The 18,974-nt window shown below is 66.8% G+C and carries 18 protein-coding genes; 6 read left to right on the top strand and 12 right to left on the bottom strand.

All coding sequences use genetic code 11. The annotated features are described in order from the left end of the window. Positions 1-53: 53 nt before the first annotated feature. Positions 54-404 carry a hypothetical protein gene (locus H7F35_RS02600; protein ID WP_187111432.1) on the bottom strand — a complete coding sequence of 117 codons (351 nt, stop codon included), beginning with the start codon at positions 402-404 and terminating at the stop codon, positions 54-56. 65 nt (positions 405-469) lie between these two features. Between H7F35_RS02600 and H7F35_RS02595 the strand changes: the two genes are divergently transcribed. The 3 genes from H7F35_RS02595 (at position 470) to H7F35_RS02585 (ending at position 3,180) form a co-directional block, all read left to right on the top strand. Next, entirely contained in the window at positions 470-955 is a 486-nt protein-coding gene (locus H7F35_RS02595; RefSeq protein WP_187111431.1) for a DUF2165 family protein, read from the top strand. 79 nt (positions 956-1,034) lie between these two features. After that, positions 1,035-1,379, top strand: coding sequence for a hypothetical protein (locus tag H7F35_RS02590; protein ID WP_187111430.1), 345 nt, complete (start codon positions 1,035-1,037; stop codon positions 1,377-1,379). Positions 1,380-1,542: 163 nt separating this feature from the next. Further along, the gene (locus H7F35_RS02585) at positions 1,543-3,180 is read left to right on the top strand and encodes a YadA family autotransporter adhesin (protein ID WP_187111429.1); all 1,638 of its coding nucleotides are present in this window, start codon (positions 1,543-1,545) and stop codon (positions 3,178-3,180) included. Between the two features lie 26 nt (positions 3,181-3,206). Here the strand turns inward: H7F35_RS02585 and nikR are convergent, their stop codons facing one another. From nikR to H7F35_RS02530, 11 genes are all read right to left on the bottom strand, one after another. Next, complete coding sequence (gene nikR / locus H7F35_RS02580) at positions 3,207-3,686, bottom strand: nickel-responsive transcriptional regulator NikR (RefSeq protein ID WP_187111428.1); 480 nt, start codon at positions 3,684-3,686, stop codon at positions 3,207-3,209. Positions 3,687-3,710: 24 nt separating this feature from the next. Continuing rightward, complete coding sequence (locus tag H7F35_RS02575) at positions 3,711-4,172, bottom strand: GNAT family N-acetyltransferase (RefSeq protein WP_187111427.1); 462 nt, start codon at positions 4,170-4,172, stop codon at positions 3,711-3,713. A 52-nt stretch (positions 4,173-4,224) separates the two neighbouring features. Then, on the bottom strand, positions 4,225-5,205 hold the full coding sequence (locus tag H7F35_RS02570; protein ID WP_187111426.1) for a CobW family GTP-binding protein: 981 nt from the start codon (positions 5,203-5,205) through the stop codon (positions 4,225-4,227). Between the two features lie 348 nt (positions 5,206-5,553). Further along, positions 5,554-7,236: an amidohydrolase gene (locus H7F35_RS02565; RefSeq protein ID WP_187111425.1), complete on the bottom strand. Its 1,683-nt coding sequence runs from the start codon at positions 7,234-7,236 to the stop codon at positions 5,554-5,556. After that, entirely contained in the window at positions 7,233-8,270 is a 1,038-nt protein-coding gene (locus tag H7F35_RS02560; RefSeq protein WP_187111424.1) for an ABC transporter ATP-binding protein, read from the bottom strand. The genes H7F35_RS02565 and H7F35_RS02560 overlap by 4 nt, the downstream gene beginning before the upstream one ends. Then, positions 8,267-9,319 (bottom strand): ABC transporter ATP-binding protein, encoded by a 1,053-nt coding sequence (locus H7F35_RS02555; RefSeq protein WP_187111423.1) that lies wholly within the window; start codon positions 9,317-9,319, stop codon positions 8,267-8,269. Before H7F35_RS02555 ends, H7F35_RS02560 begins: the two co-directional genes overlap by 4 nt. Next, positions 9,319-10,251 (bottom strand): ABC transporter permease, encoded by a 933-nt coding sequence (locus tag H7F35_RS02550; RefSeq protein ID WP_410010757.1) that lies wholly within the window; start codon positions 10,249-10,251, stop codon positions 9,319-9,321. The genes H7F35_RS02555 and H7F35_RS02550 overlap by 1 nt, the downstream gene beginning before the upstream one ends. Next, the gene (locus tag H7F35_RS02545; protein ID WP_187111422.1) at positions 10,248-11,225 is read right to left on the bottom strand and encodes an ABC transporter permease; all 978 of its coding nucleotides are present in this window, start codon (positions 11,223-11,225) and stop codon (positions 10,248-10,250) included. Before H7F35_RS02545 ends, H7F35_RS02550 begins: the two co-directional genes overlap by 4 nt. A 21-nt stretch (positions 11,226-11,246) precedes the next feature. Continuing rightward, positions 11,247-12,845: an ABC transporter substrate-binding protein gene (locus tag H7F35_RS02540; RefSeq protein ID WP_187111421.1), complete on the bottom strand. Its 1,599-nt coding sequence runs from the start codon at positions 12,843-12,845 to the stop codon at positions 11,247-11,249. 210 nt (positions 12,846-13,055) lie between these two features. Further along, a complete protein-coding gene (locus H7F35_RS02535) occupies positions 13,056-14,534 on the bottom strand; it encodes an NAD(P)/FAD-dependent oxidoreductase (protein ID WP_261803496.1) in 1,479 nt (492 codons plus the stop codon). A 34-nt stretch (positions 14,535-14,568) separates the two neighbouring features. After that, positions 14,569-14,988 carry a nuclear transport factor 2 family protein gene (locus tag H7F35_RS02530; protein WP_187111420.1) on the bottom strand — a complete coding sequence of 140 codons (420 nt, stop codon included), beginning with the start codon at positions 14,986-14,988 and terminating at the stop codon, positions 14,569-14,571. A gap of 134 nt (positions 14,989-15,122) precedes the next feature. Between H7F35_RS02530 and H7F35_RS02525 the strand changes: the two genes are divergently transcribed. The 3 genes from H7F35_RS02525 (at position 15,123) to H7F35_RS02515 (ending at position 18,959) form a co-directional block, all read left to right on the top strand. Continuing rightward, positions 15,123-16,661 (top strand): PLP-dependent aminotransferase family protein, encoded by a 1,539-nt coding sequence (locus tag H7F35_RS02525; protein WP_187111419.1) that lies wholly within the window; start codon positions 15,123-15,125, stop codon positions 16,659-16,661. Between the two features lie 154 nt (positions 16,662-16,815). After that, a complete protein-coding gene (gene tauA, locus H7F35_RS02520) occupies positions 16,816-17,829 on the top strand; it encodes a taurine ABC transporter substrate-binding protein (protein WP_187111418.1) in 1,014 nt (337 codons plus the stop codon). Between the two features lie 341 nt (positions 17,830-18,170). Beyond that, complete coding sequence (locus H7F35_RS02515) at positions 18,171-18,959, top strand: taurine ABC transporter ATP-binding protein (RefSeq protein ID WP_187111417.1); 789 nt, start codon at positions 18,171-18,173, stop codon at positions 18,957-18,959. Positions 18,960-18,974 lie beyond the last annotated feature (15 nt).

Here is an 18,974-nt window from a genome sequence, read left to right as displayed (position 1 = left end):
GCCAGAAGACTTCAAGGGGACAAGAAACATGCGCAGACAACTGCTGACCTTGCTCAGCGGGGTGAACTCAGCCGTCGCAAGCGCACGGTCAGTTCCTTGACCAACTGAAGCTCTCCGTGTCGCTGCGCGACTTCGAGCGCCTTCGCAAATGCCGCCTCGGCCTTGGCGTTGTCGCCAAGGGCCAGGGCGATCAGACCGTGCAGGCGGCCGGCAACGGTGAACTCCGGATCGAAGGCGAGTGCCTTCTCGACATGCATCAGCGCGGTCTGCTCTTCCTCACGCCGGTGGTAGGCCAGCGCGAGGCTCATGCGCAGCAGCGCACCGTCGCGGCCCGCAGCCAGCATGCGTTCGAGCGCCTCGGGCGAAGGGCCGGGTACTGAAGAAGAATTCGTGGGTGTGTTCATGGCGTGCGGGCTTCGTGTTTATTATCAAAGAATAATCTTTGATATTCAATGCGACAGGCTTCCCGATGAATCTCCCTGCCTCCGTCTGGTTGTTCCAGTCCCTTCACGCGCTCGGCATGGCGCTGTGGCTTTCCATTGCGGTGATCAACAACTGGCGCGGCTTCGCGGGATCGGCCAGGGCGGTGGGCGGCACGATGTCGATGGCGCCATTGCTGGCCGAGCCCGCGGTCGACACGCCTTTGTGGTCGCGCCGGGTCCGCTCGCCGGCGTTGCACCGCGCGGCGCTGATGGTGGTGCTGGCCCTGCAGGCCGTGGGCGCCGTCGCCTTCTGGGCCGGCAGCTATGCGTTGTTCATCGGCGATGGGTTGCCGGCCGCGCGCCCGTGGCTCAACCTGGGCCTCAGCGCCTTCGCTGCCTTCCTGTTCGCCATGCACCTGGGCGGCCTGTGGTTCGGCTACTGGATTCGGCAGGAGAGCCTGCAGCACACGCACCTCGCGCTGCTGCTGTGGGTGATGGCGGCGTTCTTCCTGTTCAACCATGCCTGGGCCTGAGCACCCGGCCCCTGCGTCCGGCGGGCGCGATTCCTCCCGTCCTACAGGCATCAGACCTTTCGAGCTCGAGCATCGCGGCATGAGCAAACTGATCCTTGCGTGCCTGGGCGTGGCCACGTGCTGCTTCGCCGCCACAGCGACCGCCGAACCCGTGAAGGTGCCCGTCGACAGCGACGACAAGGGCACCGTCTACGTGGCGCCCAACGTCACCTCCACCGAAGACTCGGCCTACACCAAGGGCGCGACGGTGGGTGTGCAGCGGCCCGACGGCAGCGGCGGGTACGTGGGCACCGATACGTCCACGCCACGCCCCACCTATTCGCTGGGCGCGAGCACCGGCGGCAACGTGTCGCTCACGGGCGGCGTGTCGTCGGACGGCAAGACCAACAACGGCGTGAAGGCCGGCGTGACCATCAAGTACTGACGACAGCCTGCGCGGCAACGCCTGCGCGCTCGTTCTCTCGTTTACTTGTTTTCGGGGATGGCCCCGCTGAAAACAAAAAGACACACTCCGCCGCGTTTGTGTTTGTTTGCTTTCAGAGGTGAGGATGTCCCAATCAACTGAGGTCGGTGCCAACAACGGTGTCATGCGTGAACCCCACCGGGCCAAGCATGGGTTGCCGCGTCTGCGCGTATTTCGCTGGCTGCCGGCGATGGCCTTGCTGGCGATGGGATGCGCTCACGCGGCCGGTTACGTGGCGGGTGGCACGGGCAATGGCGGCGCCGGGCAGTCCGGCGGAACCGGAGGCGCCGGCGGCGCCGGCGCCACGGTTTCTGGAGATGGCGCCACCTCGATCGGTGCGGGCGGCGACGGTGGCGTGGGTGCCTCCGGCGGAACGGGCGGCACCGGCGGCGTGGGCGCCAGCGCCACCGCGAACGGTGCGACGGCCATCGGCGGCGGTGGCACCGGCGCGCTAGGCGAAGCAGGGGGAACGGGCGGCGTGGGAGGAAGCGGCGCCCAGGCCTCGGCGAATGGCGCGATCGCACTCGGCGCTGGCGGCGCGGGCGTCGCCGGCTGTTGCGGCAACCCCGCGCCGGTGGGCGGCAGCGGCGCGCAGGCTTCGGGCAATTCCGCGGTCGCCATCGGCAGCGCCTCGGGCAGCAGCCAGGGTGCCGTGGCCTCGGGCGACGGCAGCACCGCCATCGGCGGGGCGAACGGCGGACGTTCGGGCGCGGCCGCGTTGGCCACGGGCGGCGTGGCGATCGGATCGGGCAGCCAGGTCGCGATCGGCGCGACCGGCAGCGTGGCCATCGGCGCCAACTCCGTCGCCACCGCGGCCAACACGGTGTCTTTCGGGAGCGCGGGCCAGACGCGCGCGCTGGTCAACGTCAGCGCCGGCGCGGTGACCGCCACCAGCACCGATGCCGTCAACGGCAGCCAGTTGTTCACCGTACAGGGCACCGCCAATTCGGCGCTCGGCCTGGCGCAGAACTCGGCGCAGTACGGCGCGGGCGGCACCACGCTGCAGCTCAATGCCAACGGTGGCGCCGGCACCACCATCAACAACGTCAGCGCCGGCCAGGCCACCACCGATGCGGCCAATGTCGGCCAGGTGCAGCAGGCCCAGCAGACGGCCATCACCACGGCCAACAACTTCACGATCCAGCAAGTCAACGCCCTGCAGGGGCTGATGAACCAGGCCCTGACCAGCGGCGTGTGCGCGGTGAACGCGAATGGCTCGGTGGCCTGCGGCCCCGGGGCCAGTTCCAGCGGCGCGGGCAGCACGGCAATGGGCAACAAGGCGGCGGCCAGCGGCAACAACGCCGTGGCACTGGGCGCCAACGCGCAGGCCACGGGCAACAACGCGGTGGCACTGGGACAGGGCTCGGTGGCCGACCGCGACAACACCGTGTCGGTAGGCAATGCCGCCACCGGTCAGTTGCGCGGTATCACGAATGTCGCGCCGGGCGTGCTGGGCACCGATGCCGTCAACGTCAACCAGCTGCAGCAGGCGGTGAGCAACGCGACCAGCCAGGCGAACGCCTTTGCCGCACAAGGCGTGGCGGCAGCCCTGGCCATGCCGAGCATGCCGACGTTGCCGGCGGGCAAGAAGTGGATGGGCGCAGCGGCCGGCAACTATGCGGGCGCGTCGGCCATCGGCTTTGCCTTCGGCTACCAGGTCAACGAAGGCCTGAACCTGGGGGTGGGCGTTTCCACCGCAACCAGCAGCGGCAGCAATGGCAACCGCGTGGCGGCCCGGGTGCAGGCGGGCTACGCATGGTGAGCCCGGCGCACCGACAGCTCAGTGAGTCAGTTGCGCGGCGTGAAGTGCATGTGCACGCCGGCCGTGCCGTGCGCATGGTGCCGCTCGCCGGTGGCGTCCAGCGGCACCATGTGCACATTGCCGTGGCGCACACCGCGCAGTGCCACCAGTTGCTCGGCGCAGGCCTGCACGGCTGCCGTCGGGCCGCGCAGCACCACGGTTTCCAGGCAATGGTCGTGGTCCAGGTGCGTGTGCACGCAGGTGATCACCAGCTCGTGGTGGTCGTGTTGCAGGTCCAGCACGCGGGAGGTCACTGTCCGGTCGTGGTGGTCGTACACATAGCTTGCGTTCGCCACGCACCATGAGGCCTTGCCCTTGCGCGGTGCCGTGTCCAGGGTGGCACTGCCCAACGCCGAGCGCAGCAGGTCGCGCACGGCTTCCGAGCGGTTGACATAGCCTTTGTCGGTGATCAGTTGGTCGAACTCCAGCGCGAGTTCGTCGTCCAGCGAGATGGTGAAGCGTTGCATGGTCGGGCACGCCCTGGCGTGGCGTCAGACGGTGGTGGCGTAGATGATGAAACCCGAATGCTCGGCGACCTTGTCGTAGAGCGTCCGGCCTGCTGTGTTGGTCACGTGGGTCTGCCAGTACACGCGATGCCCGCCGACGCGCTGCGCATGCTGGTACACACCCTCGATGAGTTTGCGGCCCACGCCCTGACCACGTTCTGACTGCAGCGTGAACAGGTCCTGCAGGTAGCAGGTCGGCTCGATGCGCGTGGTGCTGCGGTGAAAGAGGTAGTGGGTCAGGCCCACCAGCTTGCCGTCCCGCTCGGCGACCAGTGCGTGAACCGGCTCGTAGGCGTCGAAGAAGCGCTGCCAGGTGGCCTGGGTGATCGCATCGGGGAGCGCGGTCGGGCCCTCCCGTTCATAGAAAGCGTTGTAGCCGTCCCAGAGCGGCTTCCACGCTGCGTAGTCTTGCGGCGTGGGAGGGCGGATCAGGAGTGGGGAAGTCATGCGTCTGCTGCCTGCACGTGTTGAAAAACGTGCGATTGCAACATGACTTGGCTCAGCCCGCGAAGAAAACTTTCAGTGCTTCTTCAGGCAGTTGGTGCCGCAACCCGATGGCAACCACGCCCGCGCGCGCATCGCCAGCAGGCGGCGCCGCCTTGCGCAGCGAGCCGTGGCGTCCGGCGAACTGGACCTCGGACCACTCGTCGCCCTGAGCGCCATGGCCGGTGCGCAGCAGGCCCTTGAGGCGCAACACGCCCGGTGGCATGTCGCGCAGCCAGGCACGCAGGATGGCGGCGGGAATGATCGCTTCGGGCTGCACGCTCCAGGTCTGGAACAGGGCACCGTGGTCCGGCGAATGGCTGTGGTCATGGTCGCGGTCGTCGTGCGCGTGGTCATGCTCGTGACCGCAGACATGACATGAGGCGTTGGGCGCAGCCTCCTGCAGCGGAAGGCCAGTCAGCAGCGCCAGCGGCACCGTCGACTGCGCGGTCTGTATGCACGGCGTTCCGGGCGCGGTGGCCTCGACCCAGGCACGGGCTTCGGCCAGTGCGTTGCCGGACGCCAGATCGATCTTGTTGACCACCACGAGGTCGGCCGATTTCACCTGCCGCGCCAGTGTGTCCGCCAGCAGGGAATCGCGCGACTGCTGTGCCACCACACTCGCATCGACCAGCACGATCACGCCCTCCAGGCTCAGCTCGGGCGCCGCCATGCCGATCTGCGCGATGCGCCACGGATCGGAAACGCCACTGGCTTCGATGACCACCGCGTCGAAAGGCGTGGTCGATTCGATCACCTGCACCAGCGCACGTCCCAGGTCGTCGCCGATCTGGCAGCACACGCAGCCGTTGGTCAGCGCCAGCGTGTCGCCGTGCGTGGCGGCGATCAGGTCGGCGTCGATGTTGAGTGCGCCGAAGTCGTTGACCAGCACAGCCATGCGCAGGCCCTTCGCGTCGCGCAGCCAGCGGTTGAGCAGCGTGGTCTTTCCGGCGCCCAGGAAGCCACCGATGACGGTGAGCGGTAGTCGCTTCTTCATCTGCATCGGATGGGGTTCAGTTTTTTTTCACGTTGACGTTGTTGCATCGGCTCTTGTCCGGGGCGAGTGCGAATGACACCGGGTGCTCCCCTCCGCGAATGTCCCCCGCTTCGCTCCTCCTTTATTTCGCTGCGGGGAGCACCCGGCGTCATTCGCACCTGGGCACGCTGCTGGTGATCCTGCGATCAACGACCGCTCTGAGCGCTCACGTCGATACGGGGCTCTTTTCGCGAAATAAAGGAGGAGCGAAGCGGGGGACATTCGCGAAAAGAGCACCGTGTCGGCGTGAGCGATGCCCTGAATAGCAGCGCCCCAAACGACCAACGCAACAGACAAAAACGCAAGACTTCATTTCAGCGGACGTTGCGCCTCGAACACCCGCCCCGACAGCACCGTGCCCCACACACGCGCATCCTTCAGTAACACAGGGTCCATCTCCAGCGGATCGTCTTCCAGCACACAGAAGTCCGCACGCTTGCCGCATTCGATGCTGCCGATCTCGCCGTCGAGCTTCAACGTCCAGGCTGCACCGAGCGTGATCGCACGCAACGCCTGAGCCACCGTGATGCGCTCCGCTTCGCCCAACAGCCGACCCTTGGGCGTGATGCGATTGACCGCGCACCACGCGGTGAACAACGGACCCAACGGCGTGACCGGCGCATCGGAATGGATGGCCAGCGGAACGCCCGCCGCGAGCGCGCTGCCGCAGGCATCGAGCCGGTTGGCGCGGTCGGGGCCCATCGTCATCTCGTAGTGCTGGTCGCCCCAGTACCAGATGTGGTTGGCGAACAGGTTGGCGCACAGGCCCAGCGACGCCATGCGGCGGAACAGCGGCGCGTCGATCATCTGGCCGTGCTGCAGCGTGTGGCGGTGGTCGGGGCGCGGCGCATTCGTCAGCACGCGTTCGATGGCGTTGATGGCCACCTCGCTGGCCTCGTCGCCGTTGGTGTGCGTGTGGATCGTGAGGCCCGCGCGGTGGTAGGTCTCGAAGTCGGCTTCGTATTGCGCGGGCGCCGTCACCCAGATGCCATTGGGCGCGCCGTTGAAATGACCCGGCCATCGCAGCCGCGCCGAGAAGCCCTGGATCGAGCCGTCGAGCATCATCTTCACGAGGCCGTAGCGCAGGCGGTCGGTGTTGCGCGGCAGCAGGCTCTTGACGTGCTCCGCGCCGAGCGCGGCGCCATGCGTGCCGTGAAAGGCCTGGAAGGCCGGAAGGATGCGCACGGCGAAGCCATCGTCCTGCGTCACCTTCTCCAGCACGCCGCAGTCTTCTTCCGTCAGCTTGTTCACGAGGTCGGTCGCGGTGGTCACGCCCTGCAGGCAGGCCAGGCGGCCGAACGAGCGAATGCCGGCCTCGGTCATCGGCGCGAGCAGGCCGGCATTGCCGATCTTGCGCAGCACCAGGAACATCGCGGCCGGCTCCTGCAGCTCGCCGGTGGGCTCGCCTTCTGTTTCGCCGCTCGCGAACTTGACCACGCCCTCGACCTCGTTGTCGAGCGTGATCTCGGCAATGCGCAGCATCGCGCTGTTGACGTTCATCAGGTGGCCGTTGGCATGGCCGATGACGATGGGGCGCGTGGCGCTCGCGCGGTCCACGTGCTGCACCGTCATGCGCTCGCCGCCGAAGTAGATCGGATCGAACCCCCAGGCCACCAGCGGCTCGGTGTCGGGCACGCCGTCGGCCGTCATCTTCGCGGCGACTTCGGAAAGGCGCGCCACGACTTCATCCATCGAGCGCAGGCCGCTCCACACCTTGCCTTCGGGGTCGCGGCGGTCGAACCAGCCCAGGTACGTCCAGTCCCACATGCTGCCTTCTTTCAGGTGGCAGTGGCCTTCGACCAGGCCCGGCATCAGCACCTTGTCGGCGAAGCGTTCGTCGAGCGTGAAGTTGCCCCAGGCCTGCATGTCGGCGAGCGAGCCCACGGACAGCACGCGGCCGTCGCGCACCGCCACGTGGGTGGCGTGCGGCTGCATCGGGTTCATGGTGATGATCTTGCGGGCGGGGTAGACGGTGGTTTTGCTGGTGCTCATGGCGATGTGGGAATCGAAAGAGGAGGGCGCGGCAGGCCGTCGACGACGTCGACACGCCTGCAGCGTACCCAATGATCGGGCGCGACTTCGCGCAGCGGCGGGAGTTCGGCCGCGCAGGCTGGCTCGGCAACCGGGCAGCGCCCGGCAAAGCGGCAGCCCTTGGGCGGATTGATGGGGCTCGGCGGATCGCCCATGAGCTTGATGCGGTTCGCGGCGCGCCGGCGCCCGCCGCTCAAGGTCGGCACCGCCGACATCAGCGCCACGCTGTACGGATGCAGAGGCCGCGCGAAAAAACTGCGCCGTGGCGCGCGCTCGACGATCTGGCCCAGGTACATCACGGCGATGTCGTCGCAGATGTGTTCCACCACCGCCATGTCGTGCGAGATGAACAGGTAGGTCAGGCCCAGCTCGCGCTGCAGCCGCGCCAGCAGGTTCAGGATCTGTGCGCGAATGGCGATGTCCAGTGCCGACACGGGCTCGTCGCACACCACCAGCTCGGGGTTGGTGGCCAGCGCCCGCGCGATGTTGATGCGCTGGCGTTGCCCGCCCGAGAACTGGTGTGGAAACAGGTGCTGCTGTTCGGGCCGCAGGCCCACGGCCTCGAACAGCTCGGCCACGCGGCGCGTGCGCTCATCGGGCGTGCCCACCTTCATCAGGTCCAGCGGCGCACGCACGGCCGCACCCGCGCGTTCACGCGGATTCAGCGAAGAGAACGGGTCCTGAAAAATGATCTGCATGCGCGTGCGCGCCTGCCGCAGCTTCTCGCCCTGCAGCGCGCCGAGGTCGGTATCGCCCAGCCGCATGCTGCCGGACGTGATGGGCGACAGCCGCATTACCGCCAGCGCGGTCGTGGTCTTGCCGGAGCCCGATTCGCCCACCACCGCGAGCGTGCTGCCACGGCGGATCTCGAAGGAGACGCCGTCCACCGCCTTCACCACCTCGGGCGTGCGGCCCCAGCCGGCCTTGCCGCGCGGAAAGTGCACTTTCAAGTCGTCGACCGCGAGCAGCGTGTCGGTCTTGCCGATGAACGTCATGCGGCTTCCTTCTCGCGCTGTTCGAGCGCTTCCGCGTGCAGCCAGCAGGCCGCGCCATGTGGCACGCCACGCGCCACATGCCCGTGCACCGCGAACATCGGCGGCACTTCGACGGCGCAGCGCGCCAGCGCCTGCGGGCAGCGTTCGCGGAAGGCGCAGCCGGTGCCCAGTTCCCAGATCGACGGCACCACGCCTGCGATCTCGGCCAGCTCCTGGCGCGCGCCGTCCTCGAAGGCTGCGCTGCTGCCCAGCTCGGGCAGGCAGTCGATCAGGCCGCGCGTGTAGGGGTGGCCGGGTTCGGACAGCACCTGCTCGGTCGTGCCCTGTTCGATCACGCGGCCGGCGTACATCACCATCACGCGGTCGGCCATTTCGGCCACAGCGCCCATGTCGTGGGTGATGAGCATGATGGCCGTGCCCTTCTCGCGCTGCAGGTCGCGCAGCAGGTCGAAGATTTGCGCCTGCACCGTCACGTCGAGCGCGGTGGTGGGTTCGTCGGCAATCAGGATGTCGGGCCGGCAGGCCAGCGCCATCGCAATCATCACGCGCTGGCGCATGCCACCCGAGAGCTGGTGCGGGTACTCGTCCACACGCCGTTCGGGCGCCGGAATGCCCACCTGCTGCAGCATCTCGATGGCTCGCTGGCGTGCCGCGTGCGCGTTCATGCCGGCATGCAGCTGCAGCGATTCACCGATCTGGTCACCCACGGTGAACACCGGGTTCAGCGACGTCATCGGCTCCTGGAAGATCATCGAGATGCGGTTGCCGCGCACCTCGCGCATGCGGGCCTCGCTGGCCTGCACCAGGTCTTCGCCTTGGAACAGCACGCGGCCGCTGCGGATGCGCCCCGGCGGCGAGGGAATGAGCCGCAGGAGTGCCAGCGCCGTCATGCTCTTGCCGCAGCCCGACTCGCCGACCACGCACAGCGTTTCGCCCGCGCGAATCTCGAAGTCGACGCCGTTGAGCACCAGTGCTTGCCCGCGCCGGGTCTTGAACTCGACGTGCAGGTCCTGCACGCGCAAGAGTGCGTCGTTCTTGGTGCTTGTCATCAGCGCTCCCTCAGCTTGGGGTTGAGGGCATCGTTCAGCCCGTCGCCGATCAGGCTCACGGCCAGCACGGTGACGAAGATCGCCGCGCCGGGAAAGGCCACGGCCCACCAGCACGACAGCACGTACTGCCGGCTGGAGCCGATCATCAGCCCCCAGCTCATCTGGTTCGGATCGCCCAGGCCGAGGAACGACAGGCCCGCCTCGAAAAGAATGGCCGCGCCCACTGCCAGCGTGGCCGACACCACCAGCGGTGGCAGCGCGTTCGGCAGGATCACCTTCCAGATGATGCGGGCGTCGCGCGCGCCAATGGCCCGTTCGGCGCGCACGAACTCCAGCCCCCGGAACTTCATGAACTCGGCCCGTGTGAGGCGCGCGGTGCCGGTCCAGCTCACGACGCCGATGGCCAGCGTCACCGTCACCAGCGTGGGCGAGAACAGCGTGACCACCACCATCGCAAACAGCAGCGCGGGCAGCACCTGGAAGAACTCGGTGAGCTTCATCAGCGCGGCATCGATCTTGCCGCCGTAGTAGCCCGCGAAGGCGCCGAGCGTGATGCCGATCAGCACCGACAGCAGGGCGGCCACCGCGCCCACCAGCAGCGTGGCGCGCCCACCGTAGATCAACGCGGTGAGCACGTCGCGGCCCAGGTAGTCGGTGCCGAACCAGGCCTCTTCGCTGAAGGGCGGCGTGAGCGGCGCGGCCTTGATCTCGAACGGGTCGGCCGGCAGCACCCACGGCCCGGCGATGGCCACCAGCAAAATCAGCAGCAGCATCGCCATGCCGACGATGGCCGAAGGGTTGCGCAGGAACATGCGCAGCGCCTCCATGCCGGGGTGCTCCACCCGTACGGCGGGCCGGGCCGTGGTTCCGGCTCCGGCGTTGGTTCTGGGCGGTACGGCAGGGACGGAGGACATCGCGACGACCTTGTTCATGAAGCCTTGATCCGTGGATCGATGAAGCGGTAGCAAAGATCGGTGAGCTGGTTCATCACCACCACCACGATGGAAGAGAACAGCAGCACGCCCAGGATGGTCGGGTAGTCGCGCCGCAGCACCGACTCGAAGGCCAGCCGGCCCAGGCCCGGCCAGTTGAAGACCGTCTCGACCAGGATCGCGCCCGCCAGCACATTGCCGAACTGCAGCCCCAGCACGGTGACCACCGGCAGCAGCGCATTGCGCAGCGCATGCTTGTAGAGCACCACGCGATCGGCCAACCCTTTGGCGCGCGCGGTGCGGATGAAGTCCGAGCCGAGCACGTCGAGCATTGACGAGCGCGCAAGCCGGCTGTACTGCGCCAGGTACACCAGGCTCAGCGTGAGCGTGGGCAGCACCAGGTGGTAGGCCACGTCGACCATGTCCGCCAGGCCGCCGGTGCCGCTCGAATCGATGGCGCGCATGCCCGCCACCGGCAGGATGGGGAACACCGAGGCCAGCAGGATCACCAGCATGATGCCGAGCCAGAACACCGGCGCCGCAAAGCCCACCAGCGACAGCACGTTGATGAACTGCGACAGCCAGCCGTTCGGCTTGCGCGACGACAGCACGCCCAATGCCGTGCCCACCACGAAGGTCAGCAGCACCGAGCTGAGCACCAGCAGCAGTGTGGCCGGCACCCGCTCGGCAATCAGGTTCGTCACCGGCAGGTTGAAGAAGTACGAATAGCCGAGATCACCGCGCACCACCTTGCCCAGGTACACGAACAGTTGCACCGGCAGCGGCTTGTCGAGCCCGTACTGCGTGCGCAGTTGTGCCATCAGCTCGGGCGACATGCCGCCGCTGGCGCCGGCAATGGTTTCCACCGGGTCGCCCGGTGCGGCGTGCACCAGCACGAAGTTCAGGACCACCACCGCCAGCACCAGGCCGATGGCCTGGAGCAGTCGCGAGGCGGCGTAGCGCAGCGTTCCCATGATGTTGTCGCCGCGCCCTTCTTACTTGAAGTAGACCTCGTCCATCGGCGACATCGGCCCCCAGATGGTGGTGGGCACGTTCGCCAGCTTCTTGCTGGTGACCGTGTGGTACGGCACCTGGTTGATGAACTCGATGGGCAGGTCGTCGGTCACGATCTTCTGGAAGGTCGCGTAGTAGGCCTTGCGCTGCGTCGCATCGATCAGGCTGCCGGCGGTGTTGAGCAGCTCGTCCACCTTCGGGTTGGCATACGACTGCGTGTTGGTCCACACGATCGGCTTGATGTTGGTCGACAGGTAGGTGCGGTGCACGCCGATGATCGGGTCGCCCCAGTTGAATACCGTGTCCATCGACAGGTCGAAGTCGTGCGAGGCCAGCCGCTTGGCCCAGGCCGGGAAGTCGGCCGAGGCACGCACCTCGACCGTGATGCCCACCTTCTTGAGCTGGCCACGGATGTACTCGGCCACGTTCTTCTGCTGGTCGTCGGCGCCGGGCAGGTAGTCGATGGTGAGCTTGAAACGCTCGCCGCCCGCGCCGGCCTTGTAGCCTGCGGCGTCGAGCATTTCGCCGGCCTTCTTCAGGTCGAGCGGGTAGCGCACGAGGTCCGTCACCGCAAAGGGGCTGCTCGCCACCAGCGGGCCATCGGACACGGTGGCAAAGCCACCCATCAGCGCCTTGGTGATGAAGTTCTTGTCGATGGCGGTGGCGATGGCCTTGCGCACTTGCACGTCCGACAGCGGCTTCTTCGCGGTGTTGAAGGCCAGCCAGTTGAGCGCGCCAATGCCCTCGTAGCCCTTGGGCGTGAGCGACACCTTCGGATCGTTCGCCAGGCGCTTGAGGTCGGTGGGCAGCGTGGCGAAGGGCACCATCTGGATGTCGCCGCGCTCCAGCCCGAGGATCAGGCTCGCCGAGTCGGGCGTGATGTTGACGATGATCTTGTCCAGGTACGGCTTGTTCGGCAGGAAGAACTTGTCGAAGCGCTCCAGCACCACGCGCTGCGCCGGCTTGAAGTCGGTCACGCGGAACGGGCCCGAGCCGACGACGTCGGTGCTGTTGCGCGGATGGTTCTTCAGGTCTTGCCCGTCGCCATAGATGTGCTTGGGAAGAATCGGGCACAGGGCCGGCGACATTGCCAGCACGATGGCGGGGTGCGGCACGCTCATGCGGATGATGGCGGTGTACGCATCGGGCGTTTCCACCTTTTCGACCGGGCCGAGCATGGTGGTGAACGGGTGGTTGGCCTTGATCGCCATGATCGAGAACGCCACGTCGGCCGAGGTGACCGGCTTGCCGTCGTGGAACAGCGCGTCCTTGCGCAGCTTGAGCGTGAGCGACTTGCCGTCGTCGGCCAGCTTCCACGACTCGGCCAAGTAGGGCTGCGGGTTCCACTTGTCGTCGAAGCGCAGCGGGCTCGCGAAGATCTGTGTCGAAGGCAAGGCGGTGGCAATGCCCGATTGCACCGCGCCGTTCAGGTGCCGTGGCGTCTGCGTGCTGCCGATCACCAGCGTGCCGCCGCGCTTGGGTTCATCGGCTGCGAAGGCCGGCAGCGCAAGCAAGGTGTTCGCGCCAAAAAAGGCGGCCGAGAGCAGGGTGGTGCGACGCGTGAAGCGGGGAAGGGGCATGACAAGACCTCTGGGAGTTCGACACAGGCAATCCATATCGGCTCGCAAGAGCCTTGGTGTCGAAGATAGGCGCTGGCTGCGCGCCAGCGAAGAGCCAACGGTGGGCGATCCGCAGGGCCAGAGGGCACGGGTTTGCCCCGTTGTGCAACGAGGCGATGCGCCACTTCGGGGAATGCGCGCCGCCGGTGCGTGGCCCTGCGTGTGCCTAGGCTATTTCTCGTCGCGCAGCCAATACCACTTGTAGAGCATGCGCTGGCCCATGCGGCGAAAGGGCGCGAAGGCCTGCGACTCGACCATGCCCATCACGTTGGGGAAGGGCAGCGGCGAGTGATAGATCGGCAGCTCGAACACATCCTTGCCCGTGTCCTTGCCCGCCACGCGCTCGGCCAGCCGCTTGCCGGCCCAGGTCGAGAACGACACGCCGTTGCCGCCGTAGCCCACCGCGTACCAGATCTTCTTGCTGGCGTCGGGTTGGGTGATGCGCGGCATCATGTCGTGGCTCATGTCGACCCAGCCCCACCACGAGTAGTCGATGCGGATGCCCGCCAGCGGCGGGAACTTGCGCGCGATGGCATCGGTGAGCAACTTCAGGTGCACCGGATCTTCGGCGTCGGCGCCGCTCACCGCGCTGCGGCTGCCGATCTGCAGCCGGTTGCCCTTGAGCAGCCGGTAGTAAAAGCGCAGCGTGCGCGTGTCGGTCATGAAGGTGAGCGACTTGAAATTGGTGGCCTTCAGCTCGGCATCGGTGAGCGGGCGCGTCACCACCGAGTTCGACAGGATCGGCATGATCCGGTTCTTCAGCAGCGGGTTGAGCGCCTGCCCCGTGTAGCCGCCGGTGCACACCGCCACGCGGCGCGCGCGCACCACGCCGGCGGGCGTTTGCAGGTGGTGCACGCCGTCGATGGTGTGCCAGCCTTGCACCGGGCTCGATGTGTGCACCGTCACGCCCAGCGCGCGCGCCCGGCGCATCAGGCCGAAGGTGAACTTCAGCGGATGAATGCCCACGCCTTCGGGCTCGAACATGGCGCCCACGGTTTCGCGCTCATCGCAGTAGTCGTGCCGCACTTCTTCGGCGCTCATCATGCGCGTGGCGTAGCCGAACTTCTCGCGCATCAGCCGGGCTTCGGTGTCCAGGCCCGCGAGCTTTTCGGACCGGTGCGCAAGGTGCAGGTGGCCGCCGTCGCAGGCGTCGCAGTCGATCTGCGTGGTCAGGTGGCGGAAGTTCTCGAAGCCGCTGCGGATCTCGGCGTCGAGCTTCTTCGCGGTGTCCAGGCCCCAGCGTTCGATCCACTGCGAGCGCTTCAGGCGCCCGCTCGCGTTCTGGCCCTGGCCGCCGCTGCGGCTGGAGCAGCCCCAGGCGGCCTGGTTGGCTTCGAGCACCGTGGCGCGAATGCCATGCTCTTGCGCGAGGTACAGCGCGGTCGACATGCCGGTCGCGCCCGAGCCGATGATGGCTACGTCGACATCGATGTCGTGCACCAGCGGGCCGTCGTCCTCGGGCGGCGTGCCGGCGCTCGCCACCCACCAGGTGGGCGCGTAGGCGCGGCCGGCGCCGGGGTCGGGTGCGTGCAGCGGGTCGTATTGCGGGTCGTAGGGGCGAAAGGGCGCCTGCTGTGGCTGCTGCTCGAACGATGCGCCGTCGATGGCGACGCTGGCGGTGGCGAATTGCACGGTGCCTGTCATGGTCATGAAGGGCTCCAGGAAGAGAGGAAGAAAGGCCGGCTTACTTCGCGGCGGGCAGGTTCGGGCGTGCCTTGCGGAACACGTTCTTCAGGTGGATCTTTCCGTCCCTGAAGGTGAAGACGTCGATGCCGTCGGTCTCGATGCGGCCGCCGTCGGCAGCGGTGCCGGTGAAGGTCCACTGCGAGGTGCCGAAGTCGCCCTGCACGGAGTGCTGGCCGTTGACCCACTGCGCGTCGGGCACCGCAGCCCAGGCGGCGGCGAAGGCCTTGCGCACCGCCTCGGTGCCCACATGGCGGGTGCCGCAGGCGTCGGGGCCGGCGGCGGTCTGGAAGATGCAGTCGGGCGTCATGAAGCTCATCAGCGCGTCGATGTCATGGCGGTTCCAGGCGTCGCTGAAGGCGGCGAGGGTGGCGGTGGATACGGTGGTCAGGGGGGAAGAAGAGGGCTGCTGTGCGGTCACGCGGGAACTCCGGAAATGAATGGGCCAAGGGTAGGCAGCCGGTTGCCGGTGCGATAGGGCCAGTTGCGGGGATTCGACCGAGCCAGAGCCGCAGCACCACAGATGCCGGTGCCTGCCCTAAACTGCGGCGCACCATGCCCCCGAACCCGCGAGCCACTCAATGGGCGCAGCTCTTCGCGCTGCCCGATCAACCGGCACTGCCGTTGCAAGCCCGCTTGCGCACCGCGGTGGTCCAGGCGATCCTGGAAGAACACCTGAGCCCCGGCGCACCGCTGCCGTCATCGCGTGAACTCGCCACGCTGCTCGGCATGAGCCGCAACACCGTCACCTCGGCCTATTTGCAACTCATCGACGAAGGATTTCTGGAAGCCCGTCCGCGCAGTGGTGTGTTCGTGGCGCGCAATGCGCGGCCGCAGTCGGCCGCGCATGCCGAGCCGCTGGTGGGGCGCAGCGGGCAGGCCAGCCAGCCGCCCGACTGGTCGGGCCGCGTGCTGCGCTCGCTGCTTGACAAGCCCACCCTGTCCAAGCCCGACCGGTGGCGCGACTACCCGTATCCCTTTGTCTACGGCAACTACGACCCACAGCTTTTTCCGACCGAAGATTTCCGCGAGTGCTGCGCCCGCAGCCTTGCGCGCTCGCAACTGCCGCACTGGACGCCCGACTTCGAGACCGACGACGTGCCCGACCTGATCGAGCAGATCCGCACGCGGCTGCTGCCCAAGCGCGGCGTGTTCGCGCTGAAGGAAGAGATCCTCGTCACCATGGGCGCGCAGCACGCCTACTACCTGCTGGCCGAGGCGCTGTTCGACGAGCAGACGCGCGTCGGGCTGGAAGAGCCGGGGCATCCGCATGCGCGCAACAGCTTTTCATTGCGCCAGCCGAAGTGGGTCGAGGTGGATGTCGATGAGGACGGGCTGGTGGTCGATGCGCTGCCCGCTGCGGACTACCTGTTCGTGACGCCATCACACCAGAGCCCGACGACTGCGACCTTGAGCCTGGAGCGGCGGCAGTGGCTGCTGCGCAAGGCCGAGCTGCAGGACTTCGTGATCATCGAAGACGACTACGAGGCCGAGAACCTGTATGAAGGCACGCCGATGCCCGCGCTCAAGAGCCTGGACAAGACAGGGCGGGTGATCTACGTGGGTTCCGTGTCGAAGAGCCTGTCGCCCGCGCTGCGGCTTGGATTCATCGTGGCGCCGCGCGCGCTCATCAAGGAGCTGCGTGTGATCCGGCATGCGATGGTGCGGCACCCGAGTGCGTTCCTGCAGCACGCCTATGCATTGTTCTTGTCGCTGGGGCATCACGAGTCGCATGCACGACGCGTGAATCACGCGATGCAGGAGCGCCTGGCTTTGGCGGCGCAAGCGCTGCGCGATCACCTGCCCGATTTCGAATTTCGCTTGCCATCGGGCGGCGCTTCGATCTGGGTGCAGGCGCCCACCTGGGTGGACGCGACCGAACTGTCGCTGATGGCGCGCAACCACGGCGTGTTGATCGAAGCTGGCGACGTGTTCTTTGCGAAGCCGCCGTATCCGTGCCCCTTCTTTCGCTTGAGGCTTTCCTCCATTGCGGCCTCGCAGATCCCGGCAGGGATTCGAGCCTTGGGAATGGCAGTGGAAGAACTGGCCCTGGCGCGTGGAGAGAAGCGGGCCGCCGGGTTGCGGGCGCACTGAGTTTTTTCAGAAGGAGCGCCCCGTCCGAGTGCCCCATGCACCAAGACAAGGGTATTCACCGACAAGCTGGCTCCACACCCACAAGAGCACTGGCACTTCCTGGCTGGACCCGATAGGCGCAAAGTCGCCCCGATTCACTCACTGGAGAAAATCGATGACCATGTCCCGCCGTCTCCCCCTCCAACTCGCGGTACTGGCCGCCGCGCTCACCACGCTGTGCGGCAGCGCCTTCGCACAGCAAACCAAGGAACTCACCTTCGCCCATCAGGACATGCTGGTGCCGCTGCGCCTGGTGATGGAATCCGGCGAGGTCGAGAAGGCCACGGGCTACAAGATCAACTGGCGCATGTTCTCGGGCGGCGGCGACGTGATCCGCGCGATGGCTTCAGGCGACGTGCAGATGGGTGAAACCGGCTCCAGTCCGCTGACGGCCGCGGCCAGCCAGGGGCAGGACATCAAGCTCTTCTGGATCTCGGCCGACATCGCGAACGCGGAAGCGCTCATTGCGCGCAACGGCTCCAACATCAACAGCATGAAGGACCTGGCCGGCAAGAAGGTGGCCACGCCCTTCGTGTCGACCGCGCACTACCAGCTCATGGCCGGCATGAAGATGGACGGCGTCGACCCCAAGAGCGTGAACGTGATGAACATGCGCCCGCCCGAGATCGCGGCTGCATGGGAGCGCGGCGACATCGATGCCACCTTCATCTGGGACCCGGTGCTCTCGAAGATCAAGTCCAACGGCAAGACCATTGCTACCTCGGGCAGCATCGGCAAGCGCGGCGCACCGACCTTCGAGGGCATCGTGGTCAACGCCAAGTGGGCTGCGGCCAACGAGCCTTTCATGGTCGCGTTCGTGAAGGCGCTCAATCGTGCGAACGAGGAATACAAGGCCACCGGCAAGAGCTGGACACCCGATTCACCGCAGACCAAGGCAATGGCCAAGTGGACGAAGGCTGATCCGAAGGACGTGTCGGCCGCGATGGCGCTGTACACCTTCCCTACGATGGCCGAGCAGGTCTCGCCGACGTGGCTGGGCGGTGGTGCGGCCAAGGCGATGGCGGGGACTGCGGCTTTCCTGAAAGAGCAGGGGCGGGTGCAGGAAGTGAAACCTGATTACGGCGCGTTCGTGACTACCGTGTATGTCGACAAGGCGATGGGCAAGTAGACGCTAGGGGAGACCGTTGTCCAGGGCGTCGCTCGCGTCGACACGGTGCTCTTTTTCGCGAATGTCCCCCGCTTCGCTCCTCCTTTATTTCGCGAAAAAGAGCCCCGTATCGGCGCGAGCGCTCAGAGCACTTGTTGATCGGCGATCACCAGCAGCGTGCCCTTGTGCGAATGACGCCAGGTGCTCCCCGCAGCGAAATAAAGGAGGAGCGAAGCGGGGGACGTTCGCGGAGGGGAGCACCTGGTGTCATTCGCACGCACCCTGAATGAACCCGAATCCGAACAGCAGCGCCAAAAAACAGCAAGGCCCCGAACACGCACAACGTGCAATGGAGAACTGAAATGCCAACGCTCGATATTCGCGACCTCACGGTCAACTACGCCGTCAAGGGCGGCACGCTGCAGGCGCTGGCCCCCGTCAACCTCACGATGCACGACGGCGACTTCGTTGTTGCGCTTGGGGCCTCGGGATGCGGAAAGACCACCTTGCTCAACAGCATCGCCGGCTTTCTTCCTCCCTCGACCGGAGAAATCCTGCTCGACGGCAAACCCGTGGTCGGCCCCGGTGCCGATCGTGGCGTGGTGTTCCAGAAGCATGCGCTGATGCCCTGGCTCAACGTGCGCGACAACGTGGCACTCGGCCTGCGACTGGCCGGCACCGGCAAGGCCGAACGTGACCGCATCGCCGAAGAAAAACTCGCACTGGTCGGCCTTCAGCAATACGCCGACCGCGCCGTGTACGAACTGTCGGGCGGCATGCAGCAACGCGTGGGCATTGCGCGTGCACTCGCCAGCGACCCGGCCGTTCTGCTGATGGACGAACCCATGGGCGCCCTCGACGCGTTCACGCGCGAACAGGTGCAGGAGATTTTGCTCAAGGCCTGGTCCAAGTCGAACAAGATGGTGTTCTTCATCACCCACTCGGTGGAAGAGGCGCTGTTTCTCGCCACACGGCTGATCGTGATGAGCCCGAGCCCCGGGCGCATCTCGCACGTCTACGACACCGTGCCGTTCTCGCGCCAGTTTCTTGCGCACGGCGACTCACGCAAGGTGAAGTCCGAGCCCGAATTCATCCGCATGCGCGAAGAGGTGCTGTCGATCATTCATCATCGCGAGGTTGCACATGCCTGAGGTCACCATTGCATC

Origin of the sequence: Variovorax sp. PAMC26660 (assembly GCF_014302995.1) — a bacterium.
GTDB lineage: Bacteria > Pseudomonadota > Gammaproteobacteria > Burkholderiales > Burkholderiaceae_C > Variovorax.
The sequence above is the reverse complement of the archived record's forward strand: the minus strand, read 5'-3'. Positions and strand labels throughout refer to the sequence as shown.

Excerpts from the sequence above, each read along its gene's own strand:
- H7F35_RS02560 (WP_187111424.1), bottom strand. The coding sequence starts at position 8,270 with ATGACGTTCATCGGCAAGACCGACACGCTGCTCGCGGTCGACGACTTG.
- H7F35_RS02555 (WP_187111423.1), bottom strand. The coding sequence starts at position 9,319 with ATGACAAGCACCAAGAACGACGCACTCTTGCGCGTGCAGGACCTGCAC.
- H7F35_RS02525 (WP_187111419.1), top strand. The coding sequence starts at position 15,123 with ATGCCCCCGAACCCGCGAGCCACTCAATGGGCGCAGCTCTTCGCGCTG.
- H7F35_RS02600 (WP_187111432.1), bottom strand. The coding sequence starts at position 404 with ATGAACACACCCACGAATTCTTCTTCAGTACCCGGCCCTTCGCCCGAG.
- H7F35_RS02535 (WP_261803496.1), bottom strand. The coding sequence starts at position 14,534 with ATGACCATGACAGGCACCGTGCAATTCGCCACCGCCAGCGTCGCCATC.
- H7F35_RS02550 (WP_410010757.1), bottom strand. The coding sequence starts at position 10,251 with ATGAACAAGGTCGTCGCGATGTCCTCCGTCCCTGCCGTACCGCCCAGA.
- nikR (WP_187111428.1), bottom strand. The coding sequence starts at position 3,686 with ATGCAACGCTTCACCATCTCGCTGGACGACGAACTCGCGCTGGAGTTC.
- H7F35_RS02545 (WP_187111422.1), bottom strand. The coding sequence starts at position 11,225 with ATGGGAACGCTGCGCTACGCCGCCTCGCGACTGCTCCAGGCCATCGGC.
- H7F35_RS02565 (WP_187111425.1), bottom strand. The coding sequence starts at position 7,236 with ATGAGCACCAGCAAAACCACCGTCTACCCCGCCCGCAAGATCATCACC.
- H7F35_RS02540 (WP_187111421.1), bottom strand. The coding sequence starts at position 12,845 with ATGCCCCTTCCCCGCTTCACGCGTCGCACCACCCTGCTCTCGGCCGCC.
- H7F35_RS02515 (WP_187111417.1), top strand. The coding sequence starts at position 18,171 with ATGCCAACGCTCGATATTCGCGACCTCACGGTCAACTACGCCGTCAAG.
- H7F35_RS02575 (WP_187111427.1), bottom strand. The coding sequence starts at position 4,172 with ATGACTTCCCCACTCCTGATCCGCCCTCCCACGCCGCAAGACTACGCA.
- H7F35_RS02585 (WP_187111429.1), top strand. The coding sequence starts at position 1,543 with ATGCGTGAACCCCACCGGGCCAAGCATGGGTTGCCGCGTCTGCGCGTA.
- H7F35_RS02590 (WP_187111430.1), top strand. The coding sequence starts at position 1,035 with ATGAGCAAACTGATCCTTGCGTGCCTGGGCGTGGCCACGTGCTGCTTC.
- H7F35_RS02595 (WP_187111431.1), top strand. The coding sequence starts at position 470 with ATGAATCTCCCTGCCTCCGTCTGGTTGTTCCAGTCCCTTCACGCGCTC.
- H7F35_RS02570 (WP_187111426.1), bottom strand. The coding sequence starts at position 5,205 with ATGAAGAAGCGACTACCGCTCACCGTCATCGGTGGCTTCCTGGGCGCC.
- tauA (WP_187111418.1), top strand. The coding sequence starts at position 16,816 with ATGACCATGTCCCGCCGTCTCCCCCTCCAACTCGCGGTACTGGCCGCC.